The sequence below is a fragment of the Streptomyces sp. GL_141 genome (assembly GCF_057834385.1).
In genome coordinates, this window is the sequence record NZ_JBYQMI010000003.1 from 1 (window position 1) to 15,424 (window position 15,424).

Here is a 15,424-nt window from a genome sequence, read left to right on the forward strand (position 1 = left end):
GGAGCGGGTACCTGAGCGCTGCGCGCTCAGGACTGAACGGCCTCGCTGCGCTCAGCCGAGGCGCCTTCGCGCCTGCCCCTCCGCTTCGCTCTGGGGCAACGAACCGCCTCGCTGTGCTCGGCGGGGCTGCTTCGCAGCCCGGGGCCGGCCTTCGGCCGGAGCTCTCCGCTTCGCTTCGAGCTGGGTTGCGTGTTGCGCTGCGCTCCACACGCAACGGGCCGGCTTCGCCGGCCAGGGCTCCCCGTGCTACGCACGGGAGGTGACCCCGTTTCACGCGGTCCACGCCTTCGGCCAGTCAGAGTGTCCGCTGCGCTTCCACTCCGGGCCCTACGGCTTCGCCTCCAGGGCCAAGGCCCGCTCCGCGGGCCCTGCTAGCAGCAGTAGTGCGTGGCGGGTGGTGTGCACATCGGGCTCATCCTTCGTCCCTGAACCCCATCCGCCGCCTCAAACGGACCCGCACAGCCCGGTCGGCGATAGCCACACCCGTATAGATGGTCCCCAGGAACGGCCCGGCGATCAACGCCACCACCACCCCACCCGGCTCATCCGCTAACAGCACACCCCCAAGACCGACAGGAACCGCGATATAGACACCCAGCCGGACCGGGTGCTTTACCACCCACCTCTGGAAACGAGTCAAGGGCAACCCAGCCCCATACGCCCGCTCGACCGCCAAGTACCTATCCATCAGCGACTTCCCCCGACTCCCCATCCACCACACGCTACGCGCCGAACACCCTCAGGACTTGTCCCCATCCAGCCAAACCAATCCTGCAGCTCCGAGCTGTGGCCGGCCCTTCGGGCCGGACTAGCTCCGGGTTTCGCTGCGCTCCCCGGAGCGGGTGCCTAAGCGCTGCGCGCTTAGGATGGAAGCCCCTCGCTGCGCTCGGAGGGCTGCTTCGCAGCCAGGACCCCCTCCTTCGGAGGGGGTGTCCCCCCGCTTCGCTTCGGGGATGGGGGGCCGTTGGCCCCCCATGGGTACCCAGGCGCTGCGCGCCTGGGACTGAGACGCCTCGCTGCGCTCGGCGCGGGCTGCTTTGCAGCCCAGGGCCCCCTCCTTCGGAGGGGGTATCCCTCCGCTTCGCTCCGGCATAGGGGCCGTTGGCCCTATGGGTACCCAAGCGCTGCGCGCTTGGGACTGAAGGCCCTCGCTAAGCTCGGGGGGGGGGGGGGGCTGCTTCGCAGCCAGAGCCTCCTCCTTCGGAGGAGGCTTCCCTCCGCTTCCCTCCGCTTCCCTCCGGGATGGGGGGCCGTTGGCCCCCCATGGGTACCCGAGCGCTGCGCGCTTGGGATCGTTGGAGGTCAGCCTGGCCTCAGAGCTCAAACCACAGATCGTTGTTCGCGCAGACAGTCTGAGTGTGAATAGACCTGCTGCCGCACGGCACCGCCTCGCACCGGGGCAACCGCACCGAGCCTGAGGTCGGTCGCTGCCCCGTCCTGGTCGAGATCGATGACCTGATAGCAGAAGCAGCAGACGGGGTTCGGGTCCAACGATGCCCTCTCATCTCGCCGAGACAGCAGCACCAGCCACACCGTCCCGCAGACCCTACGTCGAACAGGACGCCGATATCGGGACAGCCCTTAGGGTTGGCTGAGGGGGCTGGTTGTTCGATGTCGGCCTGGTCAGGAGAGTGTCAGAGTGTCTGAGTCGGAGCACGGGCTTGCCGAGGTTCAGCGGGCGCACTGGCAGCAGACCTACGGCGAGCATCCCGGTATGTACGGTGCGGAGCCGTCCGAGCCGGCGATCCGTGCCGCTGCTGTCTTCCGAGCCGCCGACGCCCGCGAGGTGCTGGAGCTGGGTGCCGGCCACGGCCGTGACGCGCTGTACTTCGCCCGTGAAGGTTTCTCCGTGATGGCCACCGACTTCAGCCCGGTGGGTCTCGATCAGCTGCGCGAGGTCGCCGCGGCCCAGGGCGTGGCCGGGTTGGTCACCACGGCGGTCCACGACGTCCGCGAGCCCCTGCCGCTCGCGGACGCCTCGGTGGATGCCGTGTTCGCGCACATGCTGCTCTGCATGGCGCTGTCCACCCAGGAGATCCACGGCCTGGTCGCCGAAGTGCGACGGGTACTGCGGCCGGGCGGATCCTTCGTCTACACCGTCCGCCACACCGGGGACGCCCACTACCAGGCCGGTACCGGGCACGGAGACGACATCTGGGAACACGGCGGCTTCGCCGTCCACTTCTTCCCCCGCGACCTGGTCGACACCCTCGCCAAGAACTGGACGCTCGATGAGGTCGCCGCGTTCGAGGAAGGCGGGCTTCCCCGGAGGCTGTGGCGCGTCACCCAGACCGTCCCCCTGTAGCACCACCCGAACTGCCAGCGCTGTCCGATCTCGTGGACAGAGCCAGGCCGGCCCAAAGCCGGCCTCTAGGGCGTTGGCTCTCCGCTTCGCTCCGAGTCAGAGTTCTGCGCTGTACTCAGAAAGCGCCCAGGAGGGAGTGGCGGCGGGCCTTCGGGGATGGGGGCGGAAGGCTTCTCGCTCGTTAGCGCAGAACTTCGACCAGTGCAATCCAGGAGATAACAAGTGCGGTGATGATTGCGAGGATGGAGCCGGCGGCGAACCATGCAACGCCTTGGGGGGAACCTGCGACAAGAAGCACGGCACCGGCGAGGTATGCGAGAGGTGCCAGGAAGCCGACGGCAGACTTAGCGAACTTCATCTGATTATCGGGGTGGGAATTCTCGTAGATCCGTCTCGTTGCCTGCACCTGCAAAAAGCCTGCGCCGACTGCGAGTGTGGCCATCGCCGAACCGTAGGGCATCGGCGAGACCTGGGGGACTAGCCCCACTGCCGCACCCGAGAGGGCCAGGACGAGGCCTGCGATGCCGCCAGCCAGTCGTGATGCGAGCGATGGAGCTTTGACGACCTCAGCGATGTTGACGCTTGCCGCCACAATCACGAGGCCGGCGAGCGCACCCGCTGCTCCCATCATGGCGACATTGAAGTCGCTCCAGCCTTCCAGGTATTCCTCCATATTCTTACTCTATCGGAGCTCGTCAGAAATATGCCCGAAGACTTCTTGAATGTGGTAGCTGAAAGGAAGCCTTCCGAATGCCCCGGCCACTGGCAGAAACCCGGATTTGCTGGGACCGGGCCTACGGCCCGCTACCCGCGCCTGGGTTCCCTTACTACCTTGCCGTGCTTCACGAACAGCCTCACCCGGTGCTCGTTGAAGTCCATCGTCACCATGCTGCCTTCAGGCACCACATGGACCGCGATCTCCGGGAACTCCGCCTGGATCTGCCTGCCGGCTTCCTCCGCCGACTCCCCCAATAGCTCTGGCCACACGCTCTTCTCATCCATCGCCCCTCCAGGGTCATGGTCGGTTCGGCTCCCGTTCGACGCTACAGGCCGCCTTCTGGCTGCGCCTTCACGACCAGCCCGCTGTGCCGTTGCGGCGTTCTGCTCGCCCTCCGCAGACATGAACCGGGTTACTCGATCCGAGTCCTCCAGCGCGCCGGCTCCTCACACACTCCCGATTCAAGGGCCTGCCTATACGCGTCCTTCCCATTGGTCCCTCCTCCGTGCAGCAGAACACATCCCTGAGGGACCGGCTAAGCCCGTACCAGCAGGCAGATATCACCAAGGTCATGAGGAACGCGGCAAGAGGATGCCTCCACGTAGGAGGACCAGAGAGAGGCTGGATCATCTCAAGACCCTAAGTACAGGTCTTAACAGGACACCTGGGGGGCTCCACCTGCCCCAGTCGTCACAGAATTGGCTCCCCGGCCGGCTGCCGTGCCGTGAGGGGGAACGTCGCGTCGTGGTGCTTCAATTTGAGGGGTGGATAGGGACTGGGCTCGGTCACCTGCAGGAGGGCTGGGAGGCCGTTAGCAGGTCCTCGTCCAAGGGGTCGGCCAGTAGCGCCGGCTGCAGGACTCCCCGCCGGGGGGAAGGGGGGAGGTCGTACCGCTCCTCGAGGAACGGTCTGGGTTCCGGGATCCTCTCGACCATCAGTGCAAGGAACTCGTCCCCGATCACAGCAGCTCTTCGCTCCTAAGCCGTCTGGTGGGTGGTTTGCAGGCGCTGGCGGCGGGCTGTGGCTCCTGACTTGAGGTGCATGGTGTAGGCGCCGGGCTTGGTCGCTTCGTCGGCGAGGTGCTTGGGGATGACCTTGCAGACGGTCTCCTTGAGCTTCGCGCCCAGGGTGCCGTTGATGTTGAACCAGACCGCGGCGTCCAGACGGTTGGCGAACTGGAAGATCCCGGCGTTGCGGCCCAGGCTGATGCACTGCGCCGCGAACGGCTGGTTGAGGGGAGCGGGCTGCTCGTCGGCGATCCGGGACAGGACCGTGTCAGCCGCGCGTGCGCCCATCGGCATGGCGGCCTGGCAGCTCATCCGCAGCGGCAGGCCCGAGGGGGCCGCCGAGTCGCCGGCGGCGACGATGCGTGCGTCGTCGATGCTGGTCAGGGTTTCGTCCGTGAGGAGGCGGCCCAGCGGGTCGGTGGTCAGGCCGCTGCGGACGGCCAGGTCCGGGACGGCGAAGCCGACGGTCCAGATCGTGACCGTGCTGGGCAGTTCGCGGCCGTCCGCGAGCTCGATCGTGTTGGCGGTTACCGCCGTCACCTTCGTGCCCGGGCCGTCCAGGACCGTCACGCCGAGGCGGGCCAGCCGGGTCGCGACCGTGCGGCGGCCGCGGGCGTGGAGGTACGGGCCGAGGATCCCGCCGCAGACCAGAGTGACCGTGCGGCCCTGCTCGGCCAGTTCGGCCGCCGTCTCGATACCCGTCGGGCCTGCCCCGACGACCGTCACCGCCGCGGTTGTGGGCGCCTCGTCAAGGGCCGGCATCAACCGCTGCGCGTCCTCCAGGGTGGCGATCGGGTAGGCGTGTGCGGCTGCTCCGGGCACGGTCGGGTCGGCGCTGGCGCTGCCCACCGCGTAGACCAGGTAGTCGTAGCCGAGCGTCGTGCCCGAAGTCAGCGTGAGGCTGCGGTCGTCTGCCTCGATCCGGGTCACCGTGTCGACCACCAGGCGGACGCCCTCCGCCAGGACGTCGCGGTAGGCGATGACCGCCGCGTCGGAACCGCCCACCAGCTGGTGCAGGCGGACGCGGTGGACGAAGTCGGGGCGGGGGTTGACCAGAGTCACCGTCACGTCGCCTCGCCGGGTCAGGCGGTTCGCGGCCATGACGCCCGCGTATCCGCCGCCGATGACAACCACTTCGGTGTTCTCGTACGCGTTCATCGTGTCTCTCCAGCGCTTCGATGGGGTTCTGGGCACAAGACACCGGTGGGCTGGATCGTGTGACAGGTCCGGATGTGTGACCTGCGTCACCGGGTGGAATCGCTACCGACCCGGCGGAACATGGGGTGTTTGTGCTGGATTTAGGGCGTATTCGGTCCTCATGATGGGGCGGGCCGGGGTTCCTCCGGTTTCCATCTCCGCCCGAAGGGTTGTCATGACGCGTACCCGGAGCGGGATCGTGCTCGCTGTGGTGTTTCTGTGCCTCCTGCCTTTGGGTCAGTCCGCGGCGCGGGCCGAGGGGGACGGGCCCGGGCGCTGTGCGGTCGCGGTCGGGGGCACGCAGGGGGAGCTCGTCGCGCTTCGGCCGGATGCCGGACCGCGGAGCGGCGGTACGCAGGTCACCTTGAGCGGCGCCGGCCTCGGCGGCTCTACGCGGGTGTTCTTCGGCACCGTGGGGGCCGACGGGTGTTTCGCGGGGCGGGAAAGCTCGGAGGTGGTCGTGGTCAGTGACACCACCGTCGTCGCCGTCGCGCCCCCGTGGCCCACGGCGGCGGTCGTCTCCGTCTACGCGGGCACCGCGTGTGGACGGCTGAGCAATGGGCTCGGGTATACGTATCTCGGCTGAGGTCCGGCGGTCAGCCGCTCTGACTGGAGAAGCGCCCGAGGAGCAGCGCGAGGCGGCGGTCGTGGTGTTCGCGTGGGAGTCGGCCGCCTTGCATGAGGGTGACCAGGCCGTGGAGGGCGCTCCAGTACGTCTCGGTGAGCAGGGCCAAGTCCTCGTCCTCTGCTGCCACTGGCCGTAGGGCTTCCAGCAGTTCGCCGAAGGCCGCGTGCAGGGCTGCCGGCGTCTCGGCGGTGGCGAAGGACAGGCTGACGCGCCGGCCGAACATGGCCTCGTAGAGCGCGGGCCGCCGGTCCGCGTAGGCGGCGTAGGCGGCGCTGACCTCGGCAAGAGCACGGCCCTGGGGGGCGGTGGTACGGGCCGTGCGCAGTTCGGCGGCGAGGTCTGCGAAGCCTTCGACCGCGACCGCGGCCACGATGGCCTCCTTGCCCTTGAAGTGGCTGTAGAGCACGGGCTGGCTGTACTCGACCCGCTCGGCCAGGCGCCGTGTGGTGACGGCTTCCCAACCCTCGGCCTCGGCCAGTTCGCGGGCCTCGGTGATGATCAGCCGCTCCCGTTCCGCCCGGTCGCGCTCTCGGCGCGTCTGCATCGTCATACGGAATATTCTAGCATCGCTAGGATTTGTTTCGACGCTCTGCTAGCGTCACTCCTATTGCTAGCGGCGCTAGATTCTGGTCCTGGAGGGGAACATGCTCACCACCGTCGCCTATGGCCTGGCCGTCGTCCTCACTCTCTTCGTCGTCTTCATCGGCGCACGCTTCCTGATCAGCCCTCAGGCCGCGGCGGCCGGGTACGGCGTGCCGGCCAAGCGCGACGGGGACACCGCATACCTGACCATCAAGGGCCTGCGCGACCTGACATCCGGCGTCATCGGCCTCGCCCTGCTCTCCTTCTCCGATGCCCAGGCCGCGGCTTGGTTCATGCTGACGGTCGCCCTCACGCCCCTCGGCGACACGTTCATCGTGCTGCGCCACGGCGGCACCAAGGCCGCCGCGTACGGCATCCACTTCGCCACGGCGGTGGTCGTCCTGCTCAGCGCCGGCCTGCTGTTCGCCCTCTGAGCAACCGGCCGAGAGATTCCGCCGCCTGGTTCGCTGCAGGTCAGGGGGCGCGCTTCGGGTACGACGCCCGCCGCTGCCCGGGGCCGACGGTGGCGGGTGGGGCCAGGGGCTGTGGAATCTTGCTCGAACCGGGCTTGAGTGAGGCCGTCGATTCCGCCGAACGGGCGACGTGAGGTGCTTCAATGGCCACCGTCAGGGGCGGCATGGGATCAGCAGGGAGCGGGCACGGGGATGCGGAAGTCATACGTCGCGGCGCACATATACATGATCATCGGTTTGATCTCCGGGCTGTACTACCGCGAGATGGTCAAGATCAACGACTTCGAGGGCGAGTCCCAGCTCTCGACCCTTCATACGCATCTGCTCTCGCTGGGCATGCTGGTCTTCCTCATAGTCCTCGGCCTCGACAAGGTGTTCGGACTGTCCGGGGCGAAGCAGTTCACCCATTTCTTCTGGGTCTACAACGCGGGCCTCTCCGTCACCTGCCTCAGCATGCTCTACCGGGGAACCCAGACCGTGCTCGGCAACGAGGTTCCCGAACTCTTCTCCCTGGTGGGAGGGTTGGGTCACATCGTTCTGACGGTGGGGCTCGTTCTGTTCTTCATACTGCTCGGGAAGCGGGTCAAGGAGCACGACACCCCTCGGGCCGAGCAGACCGAGCAGACCGAGCCGGTGAACAGCTCGGTCTGACGATCGCCTTCGGCGGGATGTGCGTCGCGCTCGCGGCCTCCTGAACCGGCGCCGGCTGTACGGGAGGCCGGGAGGAACGGGCGGTTCTTGTGGTTTTCGCCAGGCCTGATGACCTGTCGGTTTGGGAGAGACTGCCGGTCAGAGGGCCTGATCCGTCGCGTTCACGGGCGGGGCAGGCCCTCTTGCACGGTGAAAACCAACGGGGAGGACAGCACGATGAGTGCACAGGAGCAGTACGACGAGATCGGTGAGGCGTACGAGGGGTTCAAGGCCCTTCCGCTGGAACAGTGGGCGATCGTGCCCGGATTCCTGGCCCTGGTCGGGGACGTGACGGGCAAGTCGGTGCTCGACCTGGCGTCCGGCACCGGCTTCTACAGCCGGGAGCTCAAGCGGCGCGGCGCGGCCGACGTTCTCGGGATCGACATCTCCGGCGAGATGGTCGCCGTGGCTCAGGCGATCGAGGAGCGCGACACCCTGGGCGTGCGCTACGAGGTGGGCGACGCGGCCGAGCTGCGGTCCTTCGAGGAGCCCTTCGACATCGGGCTGGCCGTCCAGCTCCTCAACTACTCCGCGGACATCGCCACCACGGAGCGGATGTGCCGCAACATCCACCGGAGCCTGAAGCCCGGCGCCGAGCTCTTCCTGATCAACCAGTCGCCCGACTACCGCTTCGACGGGCCGACTCCGGAGAAGTACGGCTTCCGCACCGAGCTGACCGGCGAGGAGGTCGAGGTCGGGTTCAAGGTGCGGACCACGGCGCTGCTCGACCCGCCGGTCTCGTTCGAAGCGAACTTCCCGCGCCGCGAGGTGTACGAGACCTCCCTGAAGGCGGCTGGATTCAGCGAGCTCACCTGGATCCCGGTGACGGTGTCGGAGGCCGGCGTGCAGGAGTTCGGTGCGGAGCACTGGGCGAACCTCGCCGACAACCCCCCGCTGGAGATGCTGCGCTGCCGCGCCTGACGGCGCGTCGGCAGATGCGGTGACGGCCCGGCCCCGGGGTTTCCCGGGGCCGGGCCGTCGGCGGTTCGGCGGTCCCCGAAAGGGGGTTACAGGGCTACCGGAAAGGGCGTCGGTACTCACATGGGGTAATCAGAATCGGGCGGACCCGGCACGGCGGAAACGTCCGAAGCGAAGGTGCTTTTCTCCCAGTCGGGCGCAATAAGCCGCGAAAATGAGGAATGTGCCTTTGTGATCTACGCCTCACCCGAATTCCCCCCATGATCACCGACCGTTACTGCCTGTGACTGATGATGATCGAATGCGGCGCGGCATTCCGGATTGAGGAACGGGCCCACTCCCCTGCCGGTATGGGTTTTGCCTCATCTTGTGAGGCGAATCACATCGGTTTTTCATGGATAGTCAGGTGTAACGCTCGCGGTGAGTGACCCCTGGCACTCAGTGCCTCCACGGAGCGCTATCTGCGCTCGTTATCTCTGACAGGGGCTCATGTGGTGTGCTTCTCCTAGCGGTTCATCGCACTTCCCTCAGGGCCGGAAGGCTTCTGGGCGACGCGCGGGCTGAGAAGCCCGGCGGCCCTGGACGCACCAGGGAAGTTGAGGTGAAAGGGGAGTCCCCCTTATGGGACGAACCACCCGCAAGAAGTCGAGGCGTGCGCGCTCACCCCGGGCGCAGAAGTACGAAGCGCCGGCGCGGTCCCCGCGTTCGGAGCAGGTCCTGAAGGTGGCCAAGGTGTGGGCCGCCGTCGCCTGGGCCGTGTACTGCACGCTGCTGGTCCTGGGGCAGTTGCCCGACTGGGCCGCCCCCTGGCGGTGGTAACCACCACCTGCCAGGAGTCGACACCGCAGTGACAGCAGGGGGCCCTCATGGTTTGCAGGCCGGGGGCCCCTTCGCTGTACTTAGGAATACCTCAGCTAAGTGGCCGCGAGGTATTGCAGGGCTCCACCATCGCACGGAGGGCGCAGGGGTCGCCATGGGTGGTCCGATCAATGATCGGCCGATCGAGGGCCGCAGTCTCTTGCGGTACGCCTTGTCGATCAACACAATCCGTGAGCATTAGCGCCCGCCATCTGGGCAATCGCCGAAGCCTTCGAATCTCAGGTGCGGAGATCCTCTGGCGCCCTTCCCGGGTGTCTCGCACTATTGATCCCCCCTCCACCCGTACGGGGGATAGCAGGCCCTCCACGAGGGTCTTCCCCCTGGCCAAAGCGAGGCTCAGAGGCTGCGGGCGGTGATGTCGCCGTAGGCGGTGGTCGCGTGGATGGCCAGGTCGGCAGTGGCGGCGCCGGTGTTCCGCAGTGCGTTGTGGATCCGGCCGTAGGAGGTGCCCGCGTCCAGGGAGGCGGAGGATCCGGCGGCCGCGCCGACCGAGATCTCGCCGGACTCGGTGCGCAGCACGAGCGTGCCGCGCACGGCCTCGGCGACGCTGATGTCGCCCTTCAGGGTGCTGATCTCCGCGGGACCGCCCAGGCGGCCGACCGCGATGTCGCCGGCCTGGACGGTGAGGCGGGCGCTCGCGGCCTCGTCGAGCTTGACCGAGGCCTGCGCGCCCTCGAAGGCGACGTCGCCGAGCCGTCCGACGCCCCGGAACTCGGCGGCGGCCGCCTTGGCTTCGATGCGGGAGCCGGCGGGGAGCTGGACATTGACCTCGATGGACCCGGCGGCGCCGAGGATCCGGTTCATCGCCCCGGGGACCTCGATGCGCAGGACACCGTCGGCGTAGGAGACCGTCGTCTGCTCCGCGGTCTTCACATCGCGGCCCTTCGAGGCGTCCGCGGGCAGGACCTCGACGGTGGTGTCGGCCCGGTCGGCGGCGATGAGGCGGATGCGGCCGGCGGGGATGTCGAGGACGGCGGCGATCGGGGCGGTGGTGGCGAACTTCTGCATGGTCTTCTCCTGTGCGCTTCGATGTGCCGCTTGTTTCCGACAACGGAAAAGCTACGTTGCATTCCAATACTCGGCAACATGCTCGTTGCGCAGATTGCAGATTCATGCAGTTCAACGACCTATTATCGTTGCAATGATTTACGATTCAATGCAACGCGCGGGCCCCGTACGTTGCAATGGACTGGGAGTGAACGCTATGCTGGGAGCATCGCGGGCCTACAGAGGGAGATCACGGTGCCGGGAGGCAGACTCACGCAGCAGGAGCGTCAGCAGATCGCGCTGGGGCTGGCCGACGGGCTCGCCTACGCGGAGATCGCGCGGCGTCTGGACCGGCCGACCTCGACGGTCACCCGCGAGGTGATGCGCAACGGCGGTCCCGCCTCCTACCGTTCCGACCTGGCCCACCGGGCCACCGAACGCCGTGCCCACCGGAGCAGGCAGTCCGCGCCCCGGGGGCCGCAGGCCTCTCCGCAGGCCGACGGGCGCGATGCCGAGGCCGTGCGCGCGTACGAGGAGACGTTCGCCGGCATCTTCATGCAGTCGGGGCTGTCCAAGATGACGGCGCGGGTGCTGGCCGCGCTCTACACCACCGACGCGGGCAGTCTCACCGCGTCCGAACTCGTCCGGCGCCTCCAGGTCAGCCCGGCGTCCGTCTCCAAGGCCATCACCTTCCTCGAAGGCCAGTCCCTCGTCCGCCGGGAGCCGGACGAGGGCCGCCGCGAGCGCTACGTCGTCGACGACGACGTCTGGTACCAGGGGATGATCGCCAGCGCCCGCGCCCACACGCTGCTCGTGGAGACGGCCCGGCAGGGTGTCGGCGTCCTCGGTCCGGGCACGCCGGCCGCGACCCGCCTCGAAAACATCGCCCGCTTCGTCGACTTCGTGAGCGAGGGGATAACCCGCGCCGCGGAGCAGGCCCGCGAGGTCCTCCACACCAAGCCCGCGCCGCCCGCCGACGGGGCACCCGGCGCCACCGGTCCGCGGTCCCCGGAGGACTCCGCCTGAGGACGGGCGGGCCCCTTTGTCTCTCCCCTGAACTTCACCTGGGCCAGGGTGGTGTCCCCGCCGGCCGGGTCGGCGCCGCCGTGCCGGTACCCGACCAGATTGGCCTGCGCGAGGCTCCGCAGCGCCCGCCCCGCCTCGGCGACCGGCATGGTCGCCGAGGCGGCCCTGAGTAACGCGTCGAGGGTGTGGCTGCCGTCGAGCAGTCGCACCAGGCTCTCTCTGCCGGCGCCGCGCAGGACGGTCACGCCCTGGTCGGACAGGACGAACGCGGCCTCGCCCGGAACCGCTTCGGCCCGCACGTGGCGCTTGAAGGCCACGAAGTGGCCCGCCTGGGCCTCCGGCGGGGGCGTCACGCCGCGACCTGGAGGTCGGCCTGGTCGTCACCGTGCCGACGCTGATGGAGGAGATCTGGGGCGAGAACATCCCCCGCAGCGCCACCACGACGCTGCAGACGTACATCCTCCAGCTGCGCCGGAAGATCGGCACCGCCCTGGATCGGACCCGGCGCTCGACGCCAAGGAGGTCCTCGTCACCCGGTTCGGCGGCTCCCTGCTCCAGGTGCCGGCGGGCCGCCCTGGAGCGGCGCATCGAGGACGACATCCGGCTCGGCCGCTGCGCCGAGGTGATCCCCGAACTGCGGGTGCTGGCGGCCCGCCATCCCCTCCACGAGGGCTTCTGCGGGCAGCTGATGCGCGCCCTGCACCGGCTCGGGCGGGGGCTGGCGCGCACTGGAGGCCTACCAGAAGCTGCGGGCCTCGCTCGTACGCGAACTGGGGCTGGAGCCGTCCGCTCCGCTCCAGCAGCTGTACCAGGCCGTGCTCTCCGGCGATCTGGCCTGCCGGAAGCGGGCTCACGCCGGGAGCGGGGTCCGCAGGCCGTCCAGCCAGCTCTGCCACGCGGCGGCGTGCAGCGGGTCGCCGGCCGGGAGGGAGCCTCCCGTCCAGGCGGTGACGGGGCGCAGGCCGTGGAGGGCGTTGGCCACCCAGACCTCGCGTCCGGCCAGCGCGGACAGCCTGCGCCTGACGGGCCGTACGGTCACGCCCGTGCGCGCCGCCCGGTCGAGCAGCAGCGAGGCGGTGACCCCGGGGAGCACGGGGAGCTCCGCCGGCGGATGGCACAGGACGTCCTCCTCCCACCACAGGAGCGAGGAGTTGGCCGCTTCGAGCACCACTCCGTCCGCGGTGACCAGGAGCGCCTCGTCGGCGTCCGCCGCCGTGGCCCTGGAGCGGACCTCGGCCAGGGCGCCCAGGTCCGGCCCCTTGTGGCGGGGTGTCCGGCGCGGATCGCAGACGGCCAGTCCCCAGACCCTGGCCGTCGTGGAGCGCGCGGGCGCGGGCCGCAGCCGGTACAGCAGCCGGTGGCCGCCGGGCAGTTCCGTGTCCGGGGAGGCGTCCGGGGACACGGTCTCCAGCTCCACGCGCGGGAACCAGTCGCCGGCCTCCCGGGGCAGCAGGGCCTCCATCGCGGTCCAGAAGGTGCCCAGGAGTGAGGCGGGCACGCCGGCGGTCTCGGTGCAGGTGGTGGTGAAGCGGTGGCGGTGCCGGTCCAGGGCGCGGACCCGGCCGTCGTCGACCAGCCAGGAGTCCGCGGCGAGGAGCGTGCCCGGGGCGTCCGTCGCGGGGACCTCGCGCAGGGCTCCGTACCGGGTGAGCGCGAAGAGGCGGTCGGCGCGGCCCGGTGGGGCGGGCGGGGGCTGCGGGCTCGGCTCGGTCCGCGCGGTCCGCCCGGTCGGCCCGGTCAACGGGACACCGGGTGGTCGGCGGATGCCGACGCGTCGCGGCCGGGGAAGCCCCTGCCGAGGAGGCGGAGCAGCGGGGTCGTCTTGGTGATGGTCTCCTCGTACTCGTCGGCGGGGTCGGAGAGCGCGACGATGGCGCCGCCGACTCCGTAGCGGATGCCCTCGTCCGTCACGACGGCGGTGCGGATGACGATGCTGAGGTCGGCGCCGCCGCACAGGGAGAAGTAGCCGATCGCTCCGGAGTACACGCCGCGCGGGCCCTCCTCCAGGTCGTCGATGATCTGCATGGTGCGGATCTTAGGGGCGCCCGTCATCGAACCGCCCGGGAACGCGGTGCGCACGCACTCCACGGCGCTCACTCCGGGGCGCAGGGTGGCCCGTACGGTGCTGACGAGCTGGTGGACCGTGGCGAAGGTCTCCACGTCGAACAGCTTGGGCACGTGGACCGAGCCGACCTCCGCGCACCGGCCGAGGTCGTTGCGGACCAGGTCGACGATCATCAGGTTCTCGGAGCGGTCCTTCTCGTTGGTCCGCAGATCGGCGATCAGCGCCTCGTCCTCCTGCGCGGTGGCTCCGCGCGGCCGGGTGCCCTTGATCGGCTTGGACTCGGCCAGCCCCGCGGCGGTGACGCGCAGGAACCGCTCCGGCGAGGTGCTGAGGACGGCCAGGTCCTCGAAGAGGAGCAGCGAGGCGAACGGCGCCGGGCTGGTGCGGCGCAGGAACCGGTAGCCCTCCCAGGGGTCCACCTTCGCCTCGCTGTGCAGTTCGTTGGTGAGACAGACCTCGTAGGTCTCGCCGGCGGCGATGTCCTCCTGGCTGCGCCGGATGCGGTCCAGGTAGGCGTCCCGGTCGTGGCGCAGGCTCAGGTCGCCGGCGTCCAGGGGCTGCGCGGGCACCTCGGCGTCGGCCGCCTTGCCGGCGAGGGCGCGCAGCCGTCCGGCGGTGGTGTGCAGCCAGGCCCGGGCGGAGCCGTCGAGGGCGAGGGCCCCGGCGTCGTCGGATACGGGGTCGGCGGGGGCCAGCGCCAGCAGGTGGGTGGTGCCGGTCAGGTGGTCGAAGGCCAGGGCGCGGGCGGCGAACACCATCGTGGCGTCGGGCTGCCGCGAGCGGTGGACGACCGGGCCCGCCCCGCACTGCGCCTTCAGTTCGTAGCCGAGGTACCCGACCCAGCCGAGGGCGAAGTTGCAGGGGTTCTCGGCCCGGTCGGGCAGGTCCACCCGCAGGGACTTCAGGTCCTCGTCGATCCAGTCGAAGAAGGGGCGCTGCGCGACCTGCGCGCTGCGGACGCCGTCCCGTTCGGACACGACGGTGACCGTACCGGCCGCCACGTCGGCCGTGGCCACGCGAGCGAGGTCGCCCGAGGCGTCCCCCATGATCGAGAAGCGGCCCGTGGTGCCGTCGCTGCGGCTGCTGTCGAGCCAGAAGGCGTGGTTCCCGCCGCGCAGCAGCTCGTCGAAGACGATCTCGGGGTCCCATGCGGTGGGCAGCCGCTCGGTGAGGACGCGCAGGTGCCGGCTCGGGGCGGGGCGGGCGGGTGCGGCGGCGGGCGCGGCCGGGGCGAGGGGCCGCGCGGCGGGGTGCTCCTCCTGCCAGCGGGCGGTGAGCTCGCGGAAGTTTCGCATCATCAGCAGTCCGTGCTCGCTGCTGATGGATTCCGGGTGGAACTGCACGCCCCACAGCGGGCGCTCGCGGTGGCGCAGGCCCATCAGGATGCCGCCCGGCGCCCACGCGGTGGCCTCGAAGACGTCCTCGGGCAGGTCGGCCACGGTGAGGGAGTGGTAGCGCACGACGTCGAAGGGCGAGGGGATCCCGGCGAAGAGGTCCGTCCCGGAGTGCTCCACGGGGGAGACCCGTCCGTGCCGGGGTTCGGGGGCCCGCCGGACGGAGCCGCCGCCGAGGTGGGCTATGCCCTGGTGGCCGAGGCACACGCCGAGGACCGGGCGGTCCGCCGCGCGGACGATCTCGGTGCAGACGCCGAAGTCCTCCGGGCGCTCGGGGGTGCCGGGTCCGGGAGACAGGACGACGTTGTCGAACTCCTCCAGATGGCTGGTTCTCCATCCCGGCTCATCGTTGCGGATGACGACGGGCTCCTGCCCGTTGGCCTCCGCAAGGAGGTGGAACAGATTGAAGGTGAAGGAGTCGTAATTATCCACCAGGAGAGTGCGCATGCTCACCTCACGAGGTCATGGAGGGACGGATTCGACAGCCGGATCCGATAGAAAGATCTGATGACTGAATTCCGGACGGACTACGCAGCCCGGGAAAGATCGCCTCGA

Annotated in this window: 14 protein-coding genes and 1 pseudogene; 8 read left to right on the forward strand and 7 right to left on the reverse strand. The window is 69.4% G+C overall.

Annotation, left to right across the window (positions count from 1 at the left end; all coding sequences use genetic code 11):
* Positions 1–1,639: 1,639 nt before the first annotated feature.
* Entirely contained in the window at positions 1,640–2,305 is a 666-nt protein-coding gene (locus AC3IX6_RS39775; RefSeq protein ID WP_489371839.1) for a class I SAM-dependent methyltransferase, read from the forward strand.
* A gap of 181 nt (positions 2,306–2,486) precedes the next feature.
* Here AC3IX6_RS39775 and AC3IX6_RS39780 read toward each other — a convergent pair whose 3' ends face one another.
* The 3 genes from AC3IX6_RS39780 to AC3IX6_RS39790 all read right to left on the reverse strand — a co-directional run bounded on the left by AC3IX6_RS39780 (position 2,487) and on the right by AC3IX6_RS39790 (position 5,188).
* Entirely contained in the window at positions 2,487–2,978 is a 492-nt protein-coding gene (locus tag AC3IX6_RS39780; protein ID WP_489371840.1) for a hypothetical protein, read from the reverse strand.
* A gap of 131 nt (positions 2,979–3,109) precedes the next feature.
* Positions 3,110–3,307 (reverse strand): serine protease inhibitor, encoded by a 198-nt coding sequence (locus AC3IX6_RS39785; protein WP_489371841.1) that lies wholly within the window; start codon positions 3,305–3,307, stop codon positions 3,110–3,112.
* A 693-nt stretch (positions 3,308–4,000) separates the two neighbouring features.
* Positions 4,001–5,188 (reverse strand): NAD(P)/FAD-dependent oxidoreductase, encoded by a 1,188-nt coding sequence (locus AC3IX6_RS39790; RefSeq protein ID WP_489371842.1) that lies wholly within the window; start codon positions 5,186–5,188, stop codon positions 4,001–4,003.
* A 214-nt stretch (positions 5,189–5,402) separates the two neighbouring features.
* Between AC3IX6_RS39790 and AC3IX6_RS39795 the strand changes: the two genes are divergently transcribed.
* A complete protein-coding gene (locus AC3IX6_RS39795; protein ID WP_489371843.1) occupies positions 5,403–5,813 on the forward strand; it encodes an IPT/TIG domain-containing protein in 411 nt (136 codons plus the stop codon).
* Between the two features lie 10 nt (positions 5,814–5,823).
* Here AC3IX6_RS39795 and AC3IX6_RS39800 read toward each other — a convergent pair whose 3' ends face one another.
* The gene (locus AC3IX6_RS39800) at positions 5,824–6,405 is read right to left on the reverse strand and encodes a TetR/AcrR family transcriptional regulator (protein WP_489371844.1); all 582 of its coding nucleotides are present in this window, start codon (positions 6,403–6,405) and stop codon (positions 5,824–5,826) included.
* Between the two features lie 94 nt (positions 6,406–6,499).
* On the opposite strand from AC3IX6_RS39800, the gene AC3IX6_RS39805 reads away from it, so the two are divergent.
* From AC3IX6_RS39805 to AC3IX6_RS39820, 4 genes are all read left to right on the forward strand, one after another.
* On the forward strand, positions 6,500–6,871 hold the full coding sequence (locus AC3IX6_RS39805) for a DUF4267 domain-containing protein (RefSeq protein WP_489371845.1): 372 nt from the start codon (positions 6,500–6,502) through the stop codon (positions 6,869–6,871).
* A gap of 231 nt (positions 6,872–7,102) precedes the next feature.
* Entirely contained in the window at positions 7,103–7,561 is a 459-nt protein-coding gene (locus tag AC3IX6_RS39810) for a DUF2871 domain-containing protein (protein ID WP_489371846.1), read from the forward strand.
* 216 nt (positions 7,562–7,777) lie between these two features.
* On the forward strand, positions 7,778–8,521 hold the full coding sequence (locus AC3IX6_RS39815; RefSeq protein ID WP_489371847.1) for a class I SAM-dependent methyltransferase: 744 nt from the start codon (positions 7,778–7,780) through the stop codon (positions 8,519–8,521).
* A 618-nt stretch (positions 8,522–9,139) separates the two neighbouring features.
* Complete coding sequence (locus AC3IX6_RS39820) at positions 9,140–9,337, forward strand: hypothetical protein (protein ID WP_489371848.1); 198 nt, start codon at positions 9,140–9,142, stop codon at positions 9,335–9,337.
* Between the two features lie 396 nt (positions 9,338–9,733).
* Here the strand turns inward: AC3IX6_RS39820 and AC3IX6_RS39825 are convergent, their stop codons facing one another.
* Positions 9,734–10,405, reverse strand: coding sequence for a DUF4097 family beta strand repeat-containing protein (locus AC3IX6_RS39825; protein WP_489371849.1), 672 nt, complete (start codon positions 10,403–10,405; stop codon positions 9,734–9,736).
* A gap of 234 nt (positions 10,406–10,639) precedes the next feature.
* Here AC3IX6_RS39825 and AC3IX6_RS39830 point away from each other — a divergent pair, with 234 nt between their 5' ends.
* Together AC3IX6_RS39830 and AC3IX6_RS39835 are read left to right on the forward strand one after the other, a co-directional pair.
* Entirely contained in the window at positions 10,640–11,410 is a 771-nt protein-coding gene (locus AC3IX6_RS39830; protein ID WP_489371850.1) for a GbsR/MarR family transcriptional regulator, read from the forward strand.
* A gap of 397 nt (positions 11,411–11,807) precedes the next feature.
* Positions 11,808–12,065, forward strand: a pseudogene (locus tag AC3IX6_RS39835) (hypothetical protein); the annotation flags it as partial.
* Between the two features lie 195 nt (positions 12,066–12,260).
* Here the strand turns inward: AC3IX6_RS39835 and AC3IX6_RS39840 are convergent.
* Complete coding sequence (locus AC3IX6_RS39840; RefSeq protein ID WP_489371851.1) at positions 12,261–13,151, reverse strand: aminotransferase class IV; 891 nt, start codon at positions 13,149–13,151, stop codon at positions 12,261–12,263.
* Positions 13,148–15,316 carry an aminodeoxychorismate synthase component I gene (pabB, locus tag AC3IX6_RS39845; RefSeq protein ID WP_489371852.1) on the reverse strand — a complete coding sequence of 723 codons (2,169 nt, stop codon included), beginning with the start codon at positions 15,314–15,316 and terminating at the stop codon, positions 13,148–13,150. Before pabB ends, AC3IX6_RS39840 begins: the two co-directional genes overlap by 4 nt.
* Between the last annotated feature and the right edge of the window lie 108 nt (positions 15,317–15,424).

Excerpts from the sequence above, each read along its gene's own strand:
- AC3IX6_RS39810 (WP_489371846.1), top strand. The coding sequence starts at position 7,103 with ATGCGGAAGTCATACGTCGCGGCGCACATATACATGATCATCGGTTTG.
- pabB (WP_489371852.1), bottom strand. The coding sequence starts at position 15,316 with ATGCGCACTCTCCTGGTGGATAATTACGACTCCTTCACCTTCAATCTG.
- AC3IX6_RS39795 (WP_489371843.1), top strand. The coding sequence starts at position 5,403 with ATGACGCGTACCCGGAGCGGGATCGTGCTCGCTGTGGTGTTTCTGTGC.
- AC3IX6_RS39780 (WP_489371840.1), bottom strand. The coding sequence starts at position 2,978 with ATGGAGGAATACCTGGAAGGCTGGAGCGACTTCAATGTCGCCATGATG.
- AC3IX6_RS39790 (WP_489371842.1), bottom strand. The coding sequence starts at position 5,188 with ATGAACGCGTACGAGAACACCGAAGTGGTTGTCATCGGCGGCGGATAC.
- AC3IX6_RS39815 (WP_489371847.1), top strand. The coding sequence starts at position 7,778 with ATGAGTGCACAGGAGCAGTACGACGAGATCGGTGAGGCGTACGAGGGG.
- AC3IX6_RS39820 (WP_489371848.1), top strand. The coding sequence starts at position 9,140 with ATGGGACGAACCACCCGCAAGAAGTCGAGGCGTGCGCGCTCACCCCGG.
- AC3IX6_RS39785 (WP_489371841.1), bottom strand. The coding sequence starts at position 3,307 with ATGGATGAGAAGAGCGTGTGGCCAGAGCTATTGGGGGAGTCGGCGGAG.
- AC3IX6_RS39805 (WP_489371845.1), top strand. The coding sequence starts at position 6,500 with ATGCTCACCACCGTCGCCTATGGCCTGGCCGTCGTCCTCACTCTCTTC.
- AC3IX6_RS39825 (WP_489371849.1), bottom strand. The coding sequence starts at position 10,405 with ATGCAGAAGTTCGCCACCACCGCCCCGATCGCCGCCGTCCTCGACATC.
- AC3IX6_RS39800 (WP_489371844.1), bottom strand. The coding sequence starts at position 6,405 with ATGACGATGCAGACGCGCCGAGAGCGCGACCGGGCGGAACGGGAGCGG.